Here is a 15,632-nt window from a genome sequence, read left to right on the forward strand (position 1 = left end):
CCGCCCGCGAGGATTCATTGCCCCGGGAGAGATGCAGATGAACGCGCCCTTCAAGAACCTGATCGCCGGCGAATGGGCTGGCGGCGTCAACGCCTCGCGCAACATCAACCCCTCGAACACCAACGACGTCGTCGGCGAGTACACTCAAGGCTCGGTCGAGGATCTGAACAACGCCGTCGCCGCCGCCAAGGCCGCTTTCCCGGCCTGGAGCCGCACCACGCCGCAGGAGCGCTACGACATCCTGAAGAAGGCCTCCGACGAGATCCTCGCCCGCAAGGACGAGCTCGGCCGGCTGCTCTCGCGGGAGGAGGGCAAGACCCTGGCCGAGGGCATCGGCGAGGCGGGCCGTGCCGGCCAGGTCTTCGCCTTCTTCGCCGGTGAATGCCTGCGCCTCTCCGGAGAGATGGTCCCGTCGGTGCGCCCTGGCGTCGGCGTCGAGATCACCCGCGACCCGCTCGGCATCATCGGCATGATCACGCCCTGGAACTTCCCGATCGCGATCCCGGCCTGGAAGATCGCGCCGGCTCTGGCCTGGGGCAATTGCGTCGTCATCAAGCCGGCCGATCTGGTGCCGGGCTCGGCCTGGGCGCTGGTCGACATCATCCAGCGCGCCGGCCTGCCCAAGGGCGTGCTCAACCTCGTCATGGGCCGCGGCTCGGTCGTCGGCCAGGCGCTGCTCGAGCACAAGGACGTCACCGCCATCTCCTTCACCGGCTCGGTCGCGACCGGACGCAAGGTCGCGGCCGCCTGCATCGCGGGCAACCCGATGAAGAAGGTCCAGCTCGAGATGGGTGGCAAGAACCCGCTCGTCGTGCTGGATGACGCCGATCTGAAGGTCGCCGTCGAGGTCGCCGTGAACGGCGCCTTCTTCTCCACCGGCCAGCGCTGCACCGCCTCCTCGCGCCTGATCGTCCAGGCCGGCATCCATGACAGGTTCGTCGAGGCCTGCATCGAGCGGCTGAAGGGGCTCAGTGTCGACGATGCGCTCAAGGCCGGCACCCATATCGGCCCGGTGGTCGACCAGAGCCAGCTCGACCAGAACCTGAAATACATCCAGATCGCCAAGGACGAGGGCGGCAAGCTCGCCTTCGGCGGCGAGCTCTTGAAGCGCGACACCCCTGGCTTCTACCTTCAGCCGGCGCTGTTCACCGAGACCACCAACGCCATGCGCATCTCGCGCGAGGAGGTCTTCGGCCCGGTCGCCAACATCGTCCGCGTCAAGGATTATGACGAGGCGCTGGCCGTCGCCAACGACACCGAGTTCGGCCTCTCCTCGGGCATCTGCACGACCTCGTTGAAGTATGCGACGCATTTCAAGCGCAACAGCGAAGCCGGCATGGTGATGGTCAACTTGCCGACCGCGGGCGTCGATTATCACGTGCCGTTCGGCGGTCGGAAGGGCTCCAGCTACGGCCCGCGCGAGCAGGGCGCCTACGCCAAGGAGTTCTACACCACCGTCAAGACGGCCTACACGTTGGCCTGACTGGCTGCATCAGGCAGGAACAATACGGCCCCGTCTTCGGACGGGGCCGTTTTCATGTCGGCCTCGGCCCGTGCAGCAGGCGCGACAGCGCCAGGCCGACCAGCCCCGTCGCCAGCGTGACGGCGCCGAGCGTGGCGATCATGGGCGCGAGGCCGAAGGCGGCGAACAGGCTCGGCGCGGCAAGATAGCCGATGAGCGAACCGCCGAACACGGCGCACATCTGCAGGCGATAGACCTGTGCGATCCGCTGCGGCGGGAAATCGTGCTGGATGATGTGCAGAAGCGCCAGATTTTCGAACGGGCCATTGACCGCGGCCAGCGCTGCGCAGGCCATCAAGGCCGCCGTATTCGGCGCGAAGGGCATCAGCAGCACGCCCAGCCCGAAGGTGAGCTTCGACATCACGAGCCACAGCAGCGGCCGCTTCGGCGTGATGCCGGCCAGGACGAGATTCGCGGCGAGATTGCCGGCGCCATAGGCGGTCATCATCAGGCTGTAGGCGGTCAGCGGCTCGGCGCTCGTCATGCGCAGATAAAGCGCCATGCCGAGCAGAACGCCCATCGACCAGGTGACGTTGCCGACGAAGTCGGCGATGAGGCCGAAATGCATCAGGCGGTGATGCCGCACGGCACGCGCCCCGCCCATGATCGCGTCGAGCACCGACGACAGGCCGCGGCGCGTCTCGGGTGGCGCGGGCAACGGCGCCCCCTTCAGGGCGGCCCGGACGCCGAGCGCCGAGAGCAGGAACCCGCCGGCCGTGATGGCGAAGAACTGGCCGATCGGCACGAGGCCGTTGACGAGCGCGATCAGGCTGGGGCCGAGGATACGCGCCATGCGCCGCGTCGCGTCGAACAGCCCGTTGACGGCGTGGCGGATCGAGGTGCCGGGCGCCAGGATCGGCAGCGTCGCCTGCAAGGCGGGGTCATAGACTGAGGTGGCGAGCGCGACGGCGCCCGCGGTCACTGCGAGCAGGGGCAGGCTCATGAAGCCGAAGGCGCTCGCCGCCGCCAGCAGCAGGAGAAGCGCCGCCCGGAACAGGCTGACGCCGACCATCGTCGTCGCATGCCGCCAGCGATCGGTGAGGGCTCCGGCGAACAGGCTGCCGAAAAGCAGGGCGCCCGATTGCAACGCCGAGACATAGCCGGCGTCGCGGCCGATCAGCGAGGAGGCGATCCAGATCACCGCCACCATGTAGAATTCCGCACCGGTGGCGGAGAGCAACTGCGAAGACCAGAGCAGGCCGATGCGCTTGTCGCCCAGCGGTTTCAGGATGAACATGAACAGGCGGGCCCCGGCGTGACCGGGGCTCGCTAGCATTCCCTGCCGCTCGACTCCAGTCGCGAGACTTCGGAAACCGCAGGTGATGTGCCGGGCGCCGGATAAGGGTGTCGTCAGAAGCCTTCCAGCACGATCTTGCCCTTCGCGCGGTTGCTCTCGATCAGCGCGTGAGCCCGTTTCAGATTGGCCGCGTTGATCGCGCCGAAATGCTCGCCGAGCGTCGTGCGGATCGTGCCGGCGTCGACGAGACGCGAGACCTCCGCCAGCAGCTTGCCCTGCTCTGCGATATCGGCCGTCTGGAACACAGGGCGGGTGAACATGAACTCCCAATGCAGCGAGAGGCTCTTGCGCTTCAGCAGGGTGACGTCGAGCGTCTTGGGATCATCGATCAGGCCGAGCCGCCCCTGCGGCGCCAGCAGCTCGACGATACCGGCGAGATGGGTGTCGGTATGCGTCGTCGAGAAGACGAAGGCCGGCGCGCCGAGGCCGAGCGCGGCGATCTGCTCCGGCAGCGCCTTGGTGTGGTCGACGACATGATGGGCGCCGAGCTCCTTGGCCCAGGCTTGCGTCTCGGGGCGGGAGGCGGTGGCGATCACCGTGACGTCGGTCAGCCGGCGCGCGAGCTGGATCGCGATCGAGCCGACGCCGCCGGCGCCGCCGACGATCACAAGCGCGTTCGCGGCGCCCGGCACCGCATCGCGGATCTTCAGCCGGTCGAACAGCATCTCCCAGGCGGTGATCGCGGTCAGCGGCAGCGCGGCGGCTTCCGCGAAGCCGAGCGAGGCGGGCTTCGGCCCGGCGATGCGCGCGTCGACGAGGTGGAATTCGGCGTTGCTGCCGGGACGGTTGATCGCGCCGGCATAGAACACGGCATCTCCCGGCTTGAACCCGGTGACCTCGGAGCCGACCGCCTCGACGATCCCCGCCGCGTCCCAGCCGAGCACGGCGCTTTCGCCCGCCGCAGGCTGGTTGCGCATCCGCACCTTGGTATCGACCGGGTTGACCGAGACGGCCTTGACCGCGACGAGCAGATCGCGCGCCCCGGCGGCCGGCTTCGGCAGATCGAGGTCGATCAGGCTGTCTTCCGCGGTGATGGGCAGTGACTGGCGGTATCCGACGGCGCGCATGGCGTCTCTCCTGCGTTGCGATGGAGGCCAGATGAGCTTAACCTGCAAATAGCGCAAGAACGCACAAATTCAGCCCATAGTGTCGAAAAGGATACCGTCATGCCGCCGCGTTTCCAGGAGCCTTACTGTTCGCCGGGGTGCCCCGTCGAGGCGGCGCTCGGCTTCATCGGCGGCAAGTGGAAGGGCATCGCGCTCTATCACCTGCTCACGGCCGGCACCTTGCGCTTCAACGAAATCCGCCGCCGCATGCCGGGCGCGACGCAGCGCATGCTGACCAATCAGTTGCGCGAGCTGGAGGCGGATGGGCTGATCGTCCGCGTGGTCTATCCGCAAGTGCCGCCGCGCGTCGAATACAGCCTCTCGGCCAAGGGCCGCACGCTCGAGCCGGTCATCATGGCGCTGAAGGCCTGGGGCGAGGCGCATGCGCGGATGCCGGCGCCGGCTCACCCGTCCGAGGAAGCGGCCTGAGCGCTCTTCAGCCGACCGGGATCACGTCCACCGCGACGCCGATCTTCTGCGAGCCCGGCCCGATCAGCACCCCGTCGAGCGGTGCGACATCGGCATAGTCGCGGCCGATGGCTGTGACGATGTGGTCGTCGGCGACGATCAGGTCGTTGGTCGGGTCCAGCCCCACCCAGCCCGTCTCGGGGCCGCACCAGAGCAGCGCCCAGGCATGGCTGGCATCGGCGCCTTCGAGCCGCTTCTGGCCCGGGGGCGGAATGGTGCGGATATAGCCGCTGACATAGGCCGCGGGCAGTCCGAGCCCCCTCAAGCCCGCGATCATGATATGCGCGAAATCCTGGCAGACGCCGTGGCGCTGGGCGAAAGCCTCCGCCAACGGGGTCGAGACCTCCGTTGCGGCGGGGTCGTAGGTGAAGTCGTGCCGGATCCGCGCCATCAATTCGCTCGCCGCTTCCAGCACCGGCCGTCCCTTGCCGAAGCTCGTACGCGCATAGGCGACGACGGCGCCGACCTCGGGCACCAGCCGGCTGGGATAGATGTGATGCGTCGGCGACGCCGGCGCGAGACTGTCGGAGGCGAGCGCCAGCGCTGCGACCTCCTCCCAGCCGCGCGTCAGCCCGGGATGCGGCGGGGCAGAGCGCTCGACGGAGAGGCGCGCCCGCATCTCGACCTTCAGCTCGCGATGCGGCTTGGTGATTGTCACCGTCGTCATCCGGTTGCCGAAGAAGCAGGCCGCGTCGCTGCGTTCGGCCGGGCGCGGCATGACCGAGAGCTCGCTCTTCTGCACGCTCTGGCCGGAGCCGTCGCGCGGCAGCAGCCGCATGATGCAGCGCGCGAAGGGCACCTGCCGGCTGTAGCCGTAGGTGGTGACGTGGCGGACGTCGTAGATCACGCGATGCCTGTCAGTCGCGACCCTTCGGGGCCGCTGTTCTGGAGGAAGTAGCGGTCGGCGATGGCGCTGGATATCCCCATCAGCAACTGCTCGAACAGCAGGATGCTGGTGCGGTCGAGCCGGCTGGCCTCGGCGGTGCGGCAATCGGCGGCGAGCCGCAGGATGAGCCGGCGCGGCGCCTCCAGCATGCCGTCCTCCGTCAGGGAGGGCAGATCCGCGATCTCGGCCTCGAGCCGCTCGATCTGGAAGGCAACCGAGCGCGGATTGTAGGGATCGAGCATCACCAGATCGAGCACGGGCTGGAGACTCGCGCCGAGCAGATAGCGCGAGCGGTAGGTGATCTGCGAATCCGTCAGGTCGAGCAAGGCGTCGAGCGAGTCGACCGAGGCGTCGTTCTCGGCGAATTGCCGGGCGAAGCGGCAGGTGCCGACGCCGCGTTCCAGCCGCCGGCCGATATCGAGGAAGCGCCAGCCCGCCCCGCGCACCATGTTCTCCTGGCTGAGACCGGAGAAGGCCGCGAGCGTCTTCAGGGCGCGGTCGGCGATCTCGTAGGCTTCGCCCTCCGAGGGCTTGCGCCCTTCCTTCGGCGTGAGCTGGCTCTGCAGATCGCCGAACAGCCGCCAGGCATCGACCGAGAGCCGCTCGCGGATGACGGAGGCGGTGCGCCGGGCCTCGCGCACCGAGGCTGCGGCGGAGCCGTAATCGTCGAGGCTGTAGAGCGCCGAATAGGCTTGCGTCGCCGGGCTCTGGCTGCGGCCGCGCTGGGCCGAGCCCCAGGCCACGAGCAGATCACCCAGCCGGCGCACGGTCCCGCTGCGTCCCGGAGCGGGATCGGAATCGATCAGCCGGCCGAGCAAGGCGCGCACGAGGCGCAAGGTTGCCTCGCAGCGCTCCAGGTAACGTCCGAGCCAGAACAGATTGTCCGCCGCGCGGCTCGGCAAGGTGCCGGTGATGCGGCGGATGGCGATGCGGTCCGGCGTCGGCAGCAGCGTGAGAGGCTCGACCGGCGCATCGGCCGTCACCCAGACATCGCTGGAGCGTACGCCGTTGCGCAGGCTGACGGCGCGCGCATCCGGCTCGTCCGAGATCCGGCAGAAGCCGCCGGGCATCACCTTCCAGCCGTCCGGGGTCGCGGCGGCGAAGACGCGCAGCGTCATCGGGTGCGGTTCGAGCCGGCCGTTCTGGAACACCGGCATGGTCGAGAGCCGGACGATCTCCTGCCCGACATAGTCCATGCCGCGTGCGGCGATGCGGGCGCGCAGCGCCTCGCGCTCGGACGCCGGCAGATCGCCGGCGAGCACGGGGCCGGTGTCGAGCCCGCCGCCGGCGCTGCGGAAGGCTGGCGCGATGCTCATCTCGTCGAGGCGGTCGAGCACGGCCTCGCGCTCGCGCCGCTGGCCGCACCACCAGGTCGCGATATTGGGCAGGATCAGCTCCTCGCCGAGGAGCTGGCGGGCCACCGCTGGCAGGAAACCCATCAGCGCGCGCGCCTCGACGACGCCCGAGCCGAGGCCGTTGGCGATATGGACATTGCCCTCCCGCACCGCCTCGACGAGGCCGGCGACGCCGAGCGCCGATTGTGCGTTGAGCTCGAGCGGATCGGCGAAATCGCCGTCGATGCGCCGCCAGATCACGTCGGCGCGCTTTAAGCCCGCGATGGTGCGCACATGCACGCGCCCTTCCCGCATCAGGAGGTCGCCGCCCTCCACCAGGAGGAAGCCGAGATAGCGCGCGAGATAGGCCTGTTCGAAATAGCTCTCGTTGAGCGGGCCCGGCGTCAGCAGGCAGATGCGCGGCTCGATCCGCTTCGAGCGCGCGACCAGCCCGGCCCGGAAGCTCTGGAAGAAAGCCGCCAGCCGCTCGATGTTCATGCTGCGGAACATGTCCGGAAAGGCGCGCGTCAGCGCCAGCCGGTTTTCCAGCGCATAGCCCGTGCCCGAAGGCGCCTGGGCGCGATCCTGCAGCACCCACCAGCGCCCGTCCGGCCCCCGGCCGAGATCGGCGGCGTAGAGCTGCAGCGTGCCGCCGCCCGGCGCGCCGTGCAGGGGGCGCAGATAATCGGGGCTGCCGCTGACCACCGCGGCCGGCAGCAGATCCTTCGCGACGATCTCGCCCGGCCCGTAGATGTCGTCGAGCAGGGTCGAGAGCAGTTGCGCCCGCTGCGCCACGCCGGCGGCGATCGTCTGCCATTCCGCGCCAGGGATGACGAGTGGCACATGGCTCAGCGGCCAGGGGCGCTCGCCCGCGCTCGGGTCGCGTTCGTCGATGTCGCCATGGACGCGATAGGAGACGCCGGTGTCGTGGACATGCCGGTCGGCCAGGCCGAAGCGTTGCAGCAGCTCATCCTGCGACAGCGCGCACCATTCCTGCAGGAAGGGCTCCCAATGCGGCCGGACGGCGCCCTCGGCGTCGACGAACTCGTCACGGGCGCCGGGCAGGGGGCGATAGCCGGCGAGCAGCGCCGCGCGCCGCTCCGCCTTGGTGCGTCCAGACCGGATGCGGCCCTGCACTGCCAAAAGCTCTAGACCCCTGCCGGCGCGCCATTCGCTCGGCCGGACTCAGCCGAACGAAGAGAAACCGCGCAAATCAAAGCGGGCGCCTCAGATCCAGCGTGAGCGGAAATTCGGCGCTGCGTTCCTCCGGCGGAATCGCCAGAGTGCCGGGACTATGACCGATCGCCTCGAAACGCGCGAGCCGTCTTGCCTCCGCCTCGTAGGAATTCACAGGCGGTGTCTCGTAATTGCGACCGCCGGGATGGGCGACATGGTAGACGCAGCCCCCGAGCGAGCGCCCGACCCATGTATCGACGATGTCGAAGGTCAGCGGCGCATTCACGGGAAGCGCCGGATGCAGGCCGGAGGCCGGCTGCCACGCCTTGAACCGCACCGCCGCGATCGCCTCGCCGGAGGTTCCCGTCTCCGTCATCGGCAGGCGCCTTCCATTGCAGGTGACGAGATGGCGGCCGGGCACGAAGCCCTTCGCCTTCACCTGCAGCCGCTCGACCGAGGAGTCGACATAGCGCACCGTGCCGCCGGCCGCGCCCTCCTCGCCGAGCACATGCCAGGGCTCGAGCGCCTGCCGGATCTCGATCTCGACGCCGCCATGCTCGACCTTGCCGAAGAAGGGAAAGCGGAACTCGGCCTGCGCCTCGAACCAGACGGGATCGAAGGGATAGCCGGCGCGGTCGAGATCCGCGAGCACATCGCGAAAATCCTGCCAGACCAGCTCCGGCAGCATGAAGCGGTCATGCAGCGCGGTGCCCCAGCGCACCAGCTTGCCGCCTTGCGGCTCGCGCCAGAACCAGGCGATCAGGGCCCTCAGCAGCAGTTGCTGTGCCAGCGACATCCGCGAATCCGGCGGCATCTCGAAGCCACGGAACTCCAGCAGACCGAGCCGCCCGGTCGGGCCATCCGGCGAATAGAGCTTGTCGATGCAGATCTCGGTGCGGTGCGTGTTGCCGGAGACGTCGACCAGAAGGTTGCGGAACAAGCGGTCGACCAGCCAGAGCGGGATCGGCGCCTCGCCGGGCTTCGGCACCTGCGCCATGGCGATCTCCAGCTCGTAGAGCTGGTCCTGCCGGGCTTCGTCGATGCGCGGGGCCTGGCTGGTCGGGCCGATGAACAGGCCGGAGAACAGATAGGAGAGGGACGGGTGCCGGTTCCAGTAGAGCACGATGCTCTTGAGCAGGTCCGGCCGGCGCAGGAAGGGTGAATCGGCCGGCGTCACGCCGCCGAGCACGACATGGTTGCCGCCGCCGGTGCCGGTATGGCGCCCGTCGACCATGAACTTCTCGGCGCAGAGCCGCGACAGCCGCGCCTCCTCATAGACGCCCTGCGTGATCGCCACCGCCTCGCGCCAGTCCGTCGCCGGATGGATGTTGACCTCGATCACGCCGGGATCGGGCGTGACCTTGATGACGTCGAGGCGCGGATCGGAGGGCGGGGCATAGCCCTCGATATGCACGGGCAGGCCGGTTTCCTCGGCCGTGGCCTCCACCGAGGCGACGAGGTCGAGATAATCTTCCAGCCGCTCGACCGGCGGCAGGAAGACGCAGAGCACATTGTCGCGGATCTCGAGGCTGAGCGCGGTGCGCACATGCTCGCCACCGATCTCCTGCTCGGTACGCTGCTGGGCCGTGCTCGTGCCGCCGGGATCGGCGGAAACCGCCAATTGCGGGGGAGGTGCGCCGAAGCTGGTCGGAGCCGCCGGCGATGGCGGCGTTCCGGCGCCGGGCGCCGGAGCGGCCTGCGAGCTGCCCGCCGGCGGCAGCGGGCCGCGCGGCTCCATCGGGTCCTGCGGATGGATATGCGGATATTCGGCCTTGGGGATGTCGGGCAGGGAGCCGAGCGGCAGCCGGTAACCGACCGGCGAATCGCCGGGCACGAGGAAGAGCTTGCCACGCCGCAGCCGCCATTTCTCCGAGCGCCAGCGCCGGTCATTCGCCGCCGCCTGCCAGCGCTGAACCGGGATGACGAAGCCGCGGGGATGGCCGAGGCCGAGCTGGAAGACCTGCGCCATCCGGGCCCGCTCCTCCGGGTCGGCGAGGCGGGAATCGAGCGGGTCGACATTGTCGGGAAGCTGCGCCTCCTTGAGCAGCCAGTGGCCGGTATCCTCATAGGCGGGGAGGACGTAATCGGCTCCGAGGCCGAGCTTTTCGGACAATCCGCGCGCCAGCGACTCCGCGTCCTGGATCGTCGCGCCCGCCTCCAACTCGCGATCGCCGCCGGTCTTGGCGCCGGGCTCGCGAGCGATCAGCTCGGCATTGCGCCAGATCGGCTCGCCGTCCCGGCGCCAGTAGAGCGCGAAGGCCCAGCGCGGCAGGCTCTCGCCCGGATACCATTTGCCCTGTCCGTAATGCAGCATCCCGCCCGGCGCGAAGCGTTCGCGCAAGCGGCGGATCAAGACATCGGCGCGCTCGCGCTTGGTCGGCCCGACTGCGGCGATGTTCCATTCCGCCCCGGTCTGGTCGTCGATCGAGACGAAGGTCGGCTCGCCGCCCATGGTGAGCCGCACATCCTGCGCCTTGAGATCGGCCTCGACCGTCTCGCCGAGGGCATCGAGCGCCTGCCAGGATTCGTCGGAGAAGGGCAGGGTGATGCGCGGCACCTCATGCACCCGCGCCACGCTCATCTGGAAGTCGAAGGTGGTCTCGGCATAGCTGGCGACGCCCGAGACCGGCGCGGCCGAGCGGTAATGCGCGGTCGCCGCCAGCGGCAGATGGCCCTCGCCGGTGAGCAGGCCCGAGGTCGGGTCGAGCCCGATCCAGCCCGCGCCGGGAATATAGACCTCGGCCCAGGCATGCAGGTCGGTGAAGTCCTTGTCGGTGCCGCGCGGCCCTTCCAGCGGGTCGATATCGGCCTTCATCTGGATCAGGTAGCCGGAGACGAAGCGCGCCGCGAGGCCGAGATGTCGCAATGCCTGGACCAAGAGCCAGCTCGTGTCGCGGCAGGAGCCGGAGCCGATCGACAGCGTATGCTCGGGCTCCTGCACGCCCGGCTCCATGCGGATGCCGTAGGTGATCATCCCCTGCAGCCGCGCATTGAGATCGACGACGAAATTGACGGTATTGGTAGGCTCCCTCGGCAGCGCGGCAAGGAAAGCTTCCAGAAGCGGGCCGGCGGGCTCCGTCGCCAGATAGGGCGCGAGCTCGTCGCGCAGCTCCGGCGCATAGGAGAACGGAAAAGTCTCGGCCTCGGCCTCGACGAAGAAGTCGAAGGGATTGATCACCGAAAGCTCGGTGACGACGTCGACCTCGATGCGAAATTCGCTGACCGGCTCCGGAAAGACGAAACGCGCCAGCCAGTTGCCGGCCGGGTCCTGCTGCCAGTTCACGAAATGCTGCGCCGGCGTCACCTTGAGCGAATAGCTCTTGATCGCCGCCCGGCAATGCGGCGCCGGTCTCAGCCGGATGATCTGCGGCCCGAGCGTGACCGGGCGATCATAGCTGTAATGGGTGACGTGGTTCAGCGCGGCGATGATGGCCAAGGCTCGGCACCTGCTAGTCGTCCGCGGACAGACCGCCGCAGATTCAGGTTAACGGCGCTTGTCCCCAGCGCAAAGCGCCATCCTGCCCGTGGAAACGGCAGGGCGGCGAGCGGTTGCCCAAGGCTTGGGCTGTTGCAGGCCGGCGGCATGGCATGGCCGCTGCCCGCTGTTTCCCCTTTGCAAGCGCTCCGAACCGTCTCACTCTGGTCGCAGCGATCGGCTAATCGAATCTGGTGAGCCGTACGGAGTTTCGAGTGTCATGGACGCCATTGCCGATCAGGGGCTTCGCCCCGAGACCATTCCCGAGCGCACGCCGGTTCCGCCCTTCGATCTGGTGATCTTCGGTGCCGGAGGCGATCTGGCGCTGCGCAAGCTCTTTCCGGCGCTGGCCCAGCGCAATCGCGAAGGCGTGCTGCCGGAGGACAGCCGCATCCTCGCCGTCGTCCGCAAGGAGGAGGACGTCGAGGGCCTGCCCAAGCAGATCGCCCAGCGGCTTCATGAGGAAGGCCTTCCGAAGGATCAGGTCGCGACCTTCCTGCGCAGGCTCACCATGGTGCTGCTCGATGCGCTGAAGCCCGAGACCTACAAGGCGCTGAAGACCGCGCTGGGCGACAGCGAGCGCGTGCGGTCCTTCTATCTCTCGACGCCGCCGGACCTCTTCATCCCGATCTGCGAGAACCTCGCCAAGGCCCATATCCTGACGCCGACCTCGCGCGTCATCCTGGAAAAGCCGCTCGGCCGCGACCTCGCCTCGGCCCGCCAGATCAACGACGCCGTCGCGCGCATCCTGCCGGAAAGCCGGACCTACCGGATCGACCATTATCTCGGCAAGGAGACGGTGCAGAACCTGCTCGTCCTGCGCTTTGCCAACACCCTGTTCGAGCGGTCATGGTCGAGCCGCGACATCGACCATGTCCAGATCACCGTGGCCGAGACCGTCGGTCTCGAAAGCCGCGCCGGCTATTACGACAAGGCCGGGCATATGCGCGACATGGTGCAGAACCATCTCATGCAGCTCCTCACCCTCTTCGCCATCGAGCCGCCGAACATGCTCGAGGCCGGCGCGGTCCGCGACGAGAAGATCAAGGTGCTGAAGGCGCTCAGGCCCATCGTCGGCCCCGATGTCCAGCGCTTCACGGTGCGCGGCCAGTACGGGCCGGGCCAGATCGACGGCCAGCGCGTCAGGGGCTATGCCGAGGAGCTCGGCCACGCCTCCAACACCGAGACCTTCGTCGCCATCCGCTGCGAGGTCGACAACTGGCGCTGGGCCGGCGTGCCGATCTATCTGCGCACGGGCAAGCGCATGGCGCAGCGCTATTCCGAGATCGCCGTCACCTTCAAGCCGGTGCCGCATTCGATCTTCGGCAACGGCACTTGCGACCGGCTCGACGCCAACCGCCTGTTCATCCGCCTGCAGCCGAATGACGGCGTCCAGCTCCAGCTGATGATGAAGGTGCCGGGCTCCGGTCGGCTCAAGATCGTGCCGCGCCAGCTCGACCTGCGCTATTCCACCGCCTTCGACGAGCGCACGCCCGACGCCTATGAGCGCCTGCTGACCGATGTTATCCGCGGCGACCAGACCTTGTTCATGCATCGCGACGAGGTCGAGCAGGCCTGGAGCTGGGTCGATCCGATCATCGCCGGCTGGCAGGACTACAGCCCGCATCCGCATCGCTATGCCGCCGGCTCCTGGGGGCCGTCGCAGGCGATCGGGCTGATCGAGCGCGATGGCCGCTCCTGGGCCGATCCGGATCTCGTCTGATGGCGGCGGGGCCCGTCGCCTGGCATCGCTTCGCCAGCCTGGCCGACGCCTCCGAGGCGCTGGCCGAGGCGGTTGCGATCCGGCTGAAGGAATTGCTCGCCGGGAAGGAGCATGCCTCGCTGGTCGTGCCCGGCGGCACCACGCCGGCGCGCTTTCTCGCGACGCTCGGCCGGCAGGATCTGCCATGGGAGAAGGTCACGCTGCTGCCGACCGACGAGCGCTTCGTCGCGGCTGACGACGCGGCTTCCAACGAACGGATGCTGCGCGAGCAATTCGCTCCGCTCACGCAGGGCCGTGTCCGCTTCCTGTCCTTTCACGGCCATGGCAGCGACATCGAGGCCGCCGCCGCGCTGCTCTGCGCCGAGCTCGCCGAATTGCCGCCGCTCGACCTCGTCGTCAGCGGCATGGGGCCGGACGGCCACATCGCCTCGCTCTTCCCGGGCGGAGAGGCGATCTTCAACGCCGTGCCCGACAGCGGGATCGTCGTGGCGCGGCCGCCGGGCCTGCCGCCGCGGCTCTCGCTCTCGCCCAAGCGCCTGATCGAGGCCGGCTGGGTGAGCCTGCTCGTCTCCGGCGCCGCCAAGGAGGCGGTGCTGAAGGATGCCGGAACCCGCGCCGCGCCGCTGCCGGTGGACATGCTGCTCGGCCGCCCGCAAGGGCTCGACGTCTATTGGGCGAAGGAGTAGAGCCCATCCGCCGCCTCCAAATCGATTGAAAGATGAGACCATGGACGAAGCTGCCGCGATTGCCCGGCTGAAGAGCTGCGGGGTCATCCCCGTCGTCGTGATCGAGGATGCGGGGCGCGCCGTCGATCTCGCCCATGCGCTGGTCGCCGGCGGCATCGATGTCGTCGAGGTCACGCTGCGCCGTCCCGCCGCGATCGAGGCGCTCGCCGCCATCGCCAGATCGGTGCCGAAGGCGCTTGCCGTCGCCGGCACGGTCGTGACCCCCGCCCAGGTTTCGCAGGTGAAGGATGCCGGCGCGCAGGCCGTGGTCAGCCCCGGTTTCAGCGAGAGCGTCGACGAGGCCCTGCGCAAGGCTGGTTTGCCCTGGCTGCCGGGCGTTGCCACGGCCTCCGACTGCATGCGCGCCGTCGCGGCCGGCCGCACCACCGCGAAGTTCTTTCCGGCCGAGCAGGCCGGCGGCCCGCCGGCGCTCAAGGCTCTCTCCGGCCCCTTCCCGCAGATGAGCTTCTGCCCCACCGGTGGTGTCGGCCTGAAGAACCTCGGTGATTATCTGGCCTTGCCGCAGGTCATCTGCGTCGGCGGCTCCTGGCTCGTCCCGGCCGATGCCATCGCCAGCGGCGACTGGAACCGCATCACGACGCTGGCGCGCGAGGCGAAGGAAGCGTTCCTCAAGTTCAGGGGGTAGGGCGCGCCCGCGTTCCCCGCGCCCTTCTCCCCTTGGGGGAGAAGGTGCCGGCAGGCGGATGAGGGCGGTTCGGCGCCTGCATTCCCTCATCCGTCAGCGCTTCGCGCTGCCACCTGCTCCCCCGAGGGGAGAAGGACGCGGGGGACGAGGTTACCGCAGCTTCTCCCGCACGATCTCCGCAATCGCGAGCGAGCTCGTCAGCCCCGGGCTCTCGATGCCGAGCAGATTGACCAGCTCCGCTACGCCATGCACCTCCGGCCCGTCGATGCGGAAATCCGGCATCGGCTCGGTCGGTCCGTGGAGCTTGGGCCGGATGCCGGCATAATCGGCAACCAGCGCCCCGTCCGGCAGTGCCGGCCAATAGGTTCGGATCGCGGTGTAGAACTTATCTCCGCGACCGGGATCGACGACCAGGTCCTGGTCGCTTTCGACCCATTCGACATCGGGGCCGAACTTCACCCGTCCGCCCATGTCGATGGTGGCGTGGATGCCCAGGCCCGCTGCTTCCGGCACCGGATAGACCAGATGCGTGAAGGGCTGCTTGCCGGTCAGGGCGAAGTAGTTGCCCTTGGCATAGTGCTGCACCGGCACATGCTCGGCCGGAAAGCCCGCGAGCATGCCGATGAGCTTCGGCGCGCCGTGGCCGGCCGAGTTGATCACGGTTCGCACCGTATAGGTCGCAGGCTCCGCCCCGCCGAAATCGACGCTGAAGCCGCTCGCCTCGCGCCGCCACCCCGTGATCGGCGTGTTGAGCGCGAGCGAACCACCCGCCGCCTCGCATTCGCCGAGCAGGGACAGCATCAGCGCATGGCTGTCGACGACGCCGGTCTCCGGCGAGAGTAGGGCGATCTCGCAACGCACCTCCGGCTCCAGCGCCTTGGCCTCGGCGCCGGAGAGCCAGCGTAGCGAGTCGACGCCGGACGCCTTCGCACGGGCCATGATCGTCTCCAGCGCCGGCTTCTGAGCCTCGGAGGTCGCGACGATCAGCTTGCCGCAGGCCTTGTGCGGCAGGCCGCGCCCTTCGAGATAGGCGTAGAGCTTTTTGCGGCCTTCCACGCAGACGCGCGCCTTCAGCGAGCCGGGCGGATAATAGATCCCGGCATGGATGACCTCGGAATTGCGCGCCGAGGTCTGGGTGCCGATGCCGTCGGCCGCCTCGGCGATGACGACCTCCCGGCCGCTGAGCGCAAGCTCACGGGCCACCGCGAGGCCGACGACGCCGGCCCCGACAACTAGGCAATCGATATCGCTCATACCGCTTCTCCGGCCCATCT

11 protein-coding genes are annotated in these 15,632 nt (G+C 68.8%); 5 read left to right on the forward strand and 6 right to left on the reverse strand.

Translation table 11 applies throughout. The features are described 5' to 3' along the window. The first annotated feature begins 37 nt into the window (after positions 1–37). The gene (locus GY40_RS08195; protein ID WP_038362233.1) at positions 38–1,483 is read left to right on the forward strand and encodes an aldehyde dehydrogenase family protein; all 1,446 of its coding nucleotides are present in this window, start codon (positions 38–40) and stop codon (positions 1,481–1,483) included. 52 nt (positions 1,484–1,535) lie between these two features. Here GY40_RS08195 and GY40_RS08200 read toward each other — a convergent pair whose 3' ends face one another. Further along, positions 1,536–2,798, reverse strand: a complete 1,263-nt coding sequence (locus GY40_RS08200) for an MFS transporter (protein WP_248311124.1) — start codon at positions 2,796–2,798, stop codon at positions 1,536–1,538. 74 nt (positions 2,799–2,872) lie between these two features. Further along, positions 2,873–3,886: a zinc-binding alcohol dehydrogenase family protein gene (locus tag GY40_RS08205; RefSeq protein WP_038360796.1), complete on the reverse strand. Its 1,014-nt coding sequence runs from the start codon at positions 3,884–3,886 to the stop codon at positions 2,873–2,875. Positions 3,887–3,985: 99 nt separating this feature from the next. On the opposite strand from GY40_RS08205, the gene GY40_RS08210 reads away from it, so the two are divergent. Continuing rightward, positions 3,986–4,354 (forward strand): winged helix-turn-helix transcriptional regulator, encoded by a 369-nt coding sequence (locus GY40_RS08210; protein WP_038360799.1) that lies wholly within the window; start codon positions 3,986–3,988, stop codon positions 4,352–4,354. A gap of 7 nt (positions 4,355–4,361) precedes the next feature. Here GY40_RS08210 and GY40_RS08215 read toward each other — a convergent pair whose 3' ends face one another. From GY40_RS08215 to GY40_RS08225, 3 genes are all read right to left on the reverse strand, one after another. Beyond that, positions 4,362–5,240 carry a transglutaminase family protein gene (locus GY40_RS08215; RefSeq protein ID WP_038360801.1) on the reverse strand — a complete coding sequence of 293 codons (879 nt, stop codon included), beginning with the start codon at positions 5,238–5,240 and terminating at the stop codon, positions 4,362–4,364. Then, positions 5,237–7,750: a circularly permuted type 2 ATP-grasp protein gene (locus GY40_RS08220; RefSeq protein WP_197062712.1), complete on the reverse strand. Its 2,514-nt coding sequence runs from the start codon at positions 7,748–7,750 to the stop codon at positions 5,237–5,239. The genes GY40_RS08215 and GY40_RS08220 overlap by 4 nt, the downstream gene beginning before the upstream one ends. A 76-nt stretch (positions 7,751–7,826) precedes the next feature. Further along, positions 7,827–11,225: a transglutaminase family protein gene (locus GY40_RS08225; protein ID WP_038360803.1), complete on the reverse strand. Its 3,399-nt coding sequence runs from the start codon at positions 11,223–11,225 to the stop codon at positions 7,827–7,829. Positions 11,226–11,484: 259 nt separating this feature from the next. Between GY40_RS08225 and zwf the strand changes: the two genes are divergently transcribed. Genes zwf through eda form a run of 3 tightly spaced genes read left to right on the forward strand, consistent with a single transcriptional unit; the run spans position 11,485 to position 14,358 of the window. Beyond that, a complete protein-coding gene (gene zwf, locus GY40_RS08230) occupies positions 11,485–12,987 on the forward strand; it encodes a glucose-6-phosphate dehydrogenase (protein ID WP_051987666.1) in 1,503 nt (500 codons plus the stop codon). Further along, positions 12,987–13,673, forward strand: a complete 687-nt coding sequence (gene pgl, locus GY40_RS08235; protein ID WP_051987667.1) for a 6-phosphogluconolactonase — start codon at positions 12,987–12,989, stop codon at positions 13,671–13,673. Before zwf ends, pgl begins: the two co-directional genes overlap by 1 nt. A 40-nt stretch (positions 13,674–13,713) precedes the next feature. Further along, positions 13,714–14,358 (forward strand): bifunctional 4-hydroxy-2-oxoglutarate aldolase/2-dehydro-3-deoxy-phosphogluconate aldolase, encoded by a 645-nt coding sequence (eda, locus tag GY40_RS08240; protein ID WP_038360804.1) that lies wholly within the window; start codon positions 13,714–13,716, stop codon positions 14,356–14,358. 150 nt (positions 14,359–14,508) lie between these two features. On the opposite strand, the gene GY40_RS08245 is transcribed toward eda, so the two are convergent. Next, positions 14,509–15,612, reverse strand: a complete 1,104-nt coding sequence (locus GY40_RS08245; RefSeq protein WP_038360805.1) for an NAD(P)/FAD-dependent oxidoreductase — start codon at positions 15,610–15,612, stop codon at positions 14,509–14,511. Positions 15,613–15,632: the final 20 nt, after the last annotated feature.

This window comes from Allobosea sp. UNC402CLCol, from assembly GCF_000745475.1.
Taxonomy (GTDB): domain Bacteria; phylum Pseudomonadota; class Alphaproteobacteria; order Rhizobiales; family Beijerinckiaceae; genus Allobosea; species Allobosea spartocytisi.

What these genes read in the sequence shown, in the direction of transcription:
- GY40_RS08245 (WP_038360805.1), bottom strand. Translation starts at nt 15,612, where the DNA reads ATGAGCGATATCGATTGCCTAGTTGTCGGGGCCGGCGTCGTCGGCCTC.
- pgl (WP_051987667.1), top strand. Translation starts at nt 12,987, where the DNA reads ATGGCGGCGGGGCCCGTCGCCTGGCATCGCTTCGCCAGCCTGGCCGAC.
- eda (WP_038360804.1), top strand. Translation starts at nt 13,714, where the DNA reads ATGGACGAAGCTGCCGCGATTGCCCGGCTGAAGAGCTGCGGGGTCATC.
- GY40_RS08205 (WP_038360796.1), bottom strand. Translation starts at nt 3,886, where the DNA reads ATGCGCGCCGTCGGATACCGCCAGTCACTGCCCATCACCGCGGAAGAC.
- GY40_RS08195 (WP_038362233.1), top strand. Translation starts at nt 38, where the DNA reads ATGAACGCGCCCTTCAAGAACCTGATCGCCGGCGAATGGGCTGGCGGC.
- zwf (WP_051987666.1), top strand. Translation starts at nt 11,485, where the DNA reads ATGGACGCCATTGCCGATCAGGGGCTTCGCCCCGAGACCATTCCCGAG.
- GY40_RS08200 (WP_248311124.1), bottom strand. Translation starts at nt 2,798, where the DNA reads ATGCTAGCGAGCCCCGGTCACGCCGGGGCCCGCCTGTTCATGTTCATC.
- GY40_RS08210 (WP_038360799.1), top strand. Translation starts at nt 3,986, where the DNA reads ATGCCGCCGCGTTTCCAGGAGCCTTACTGTTCGCCGGGGTGCCCCGTC.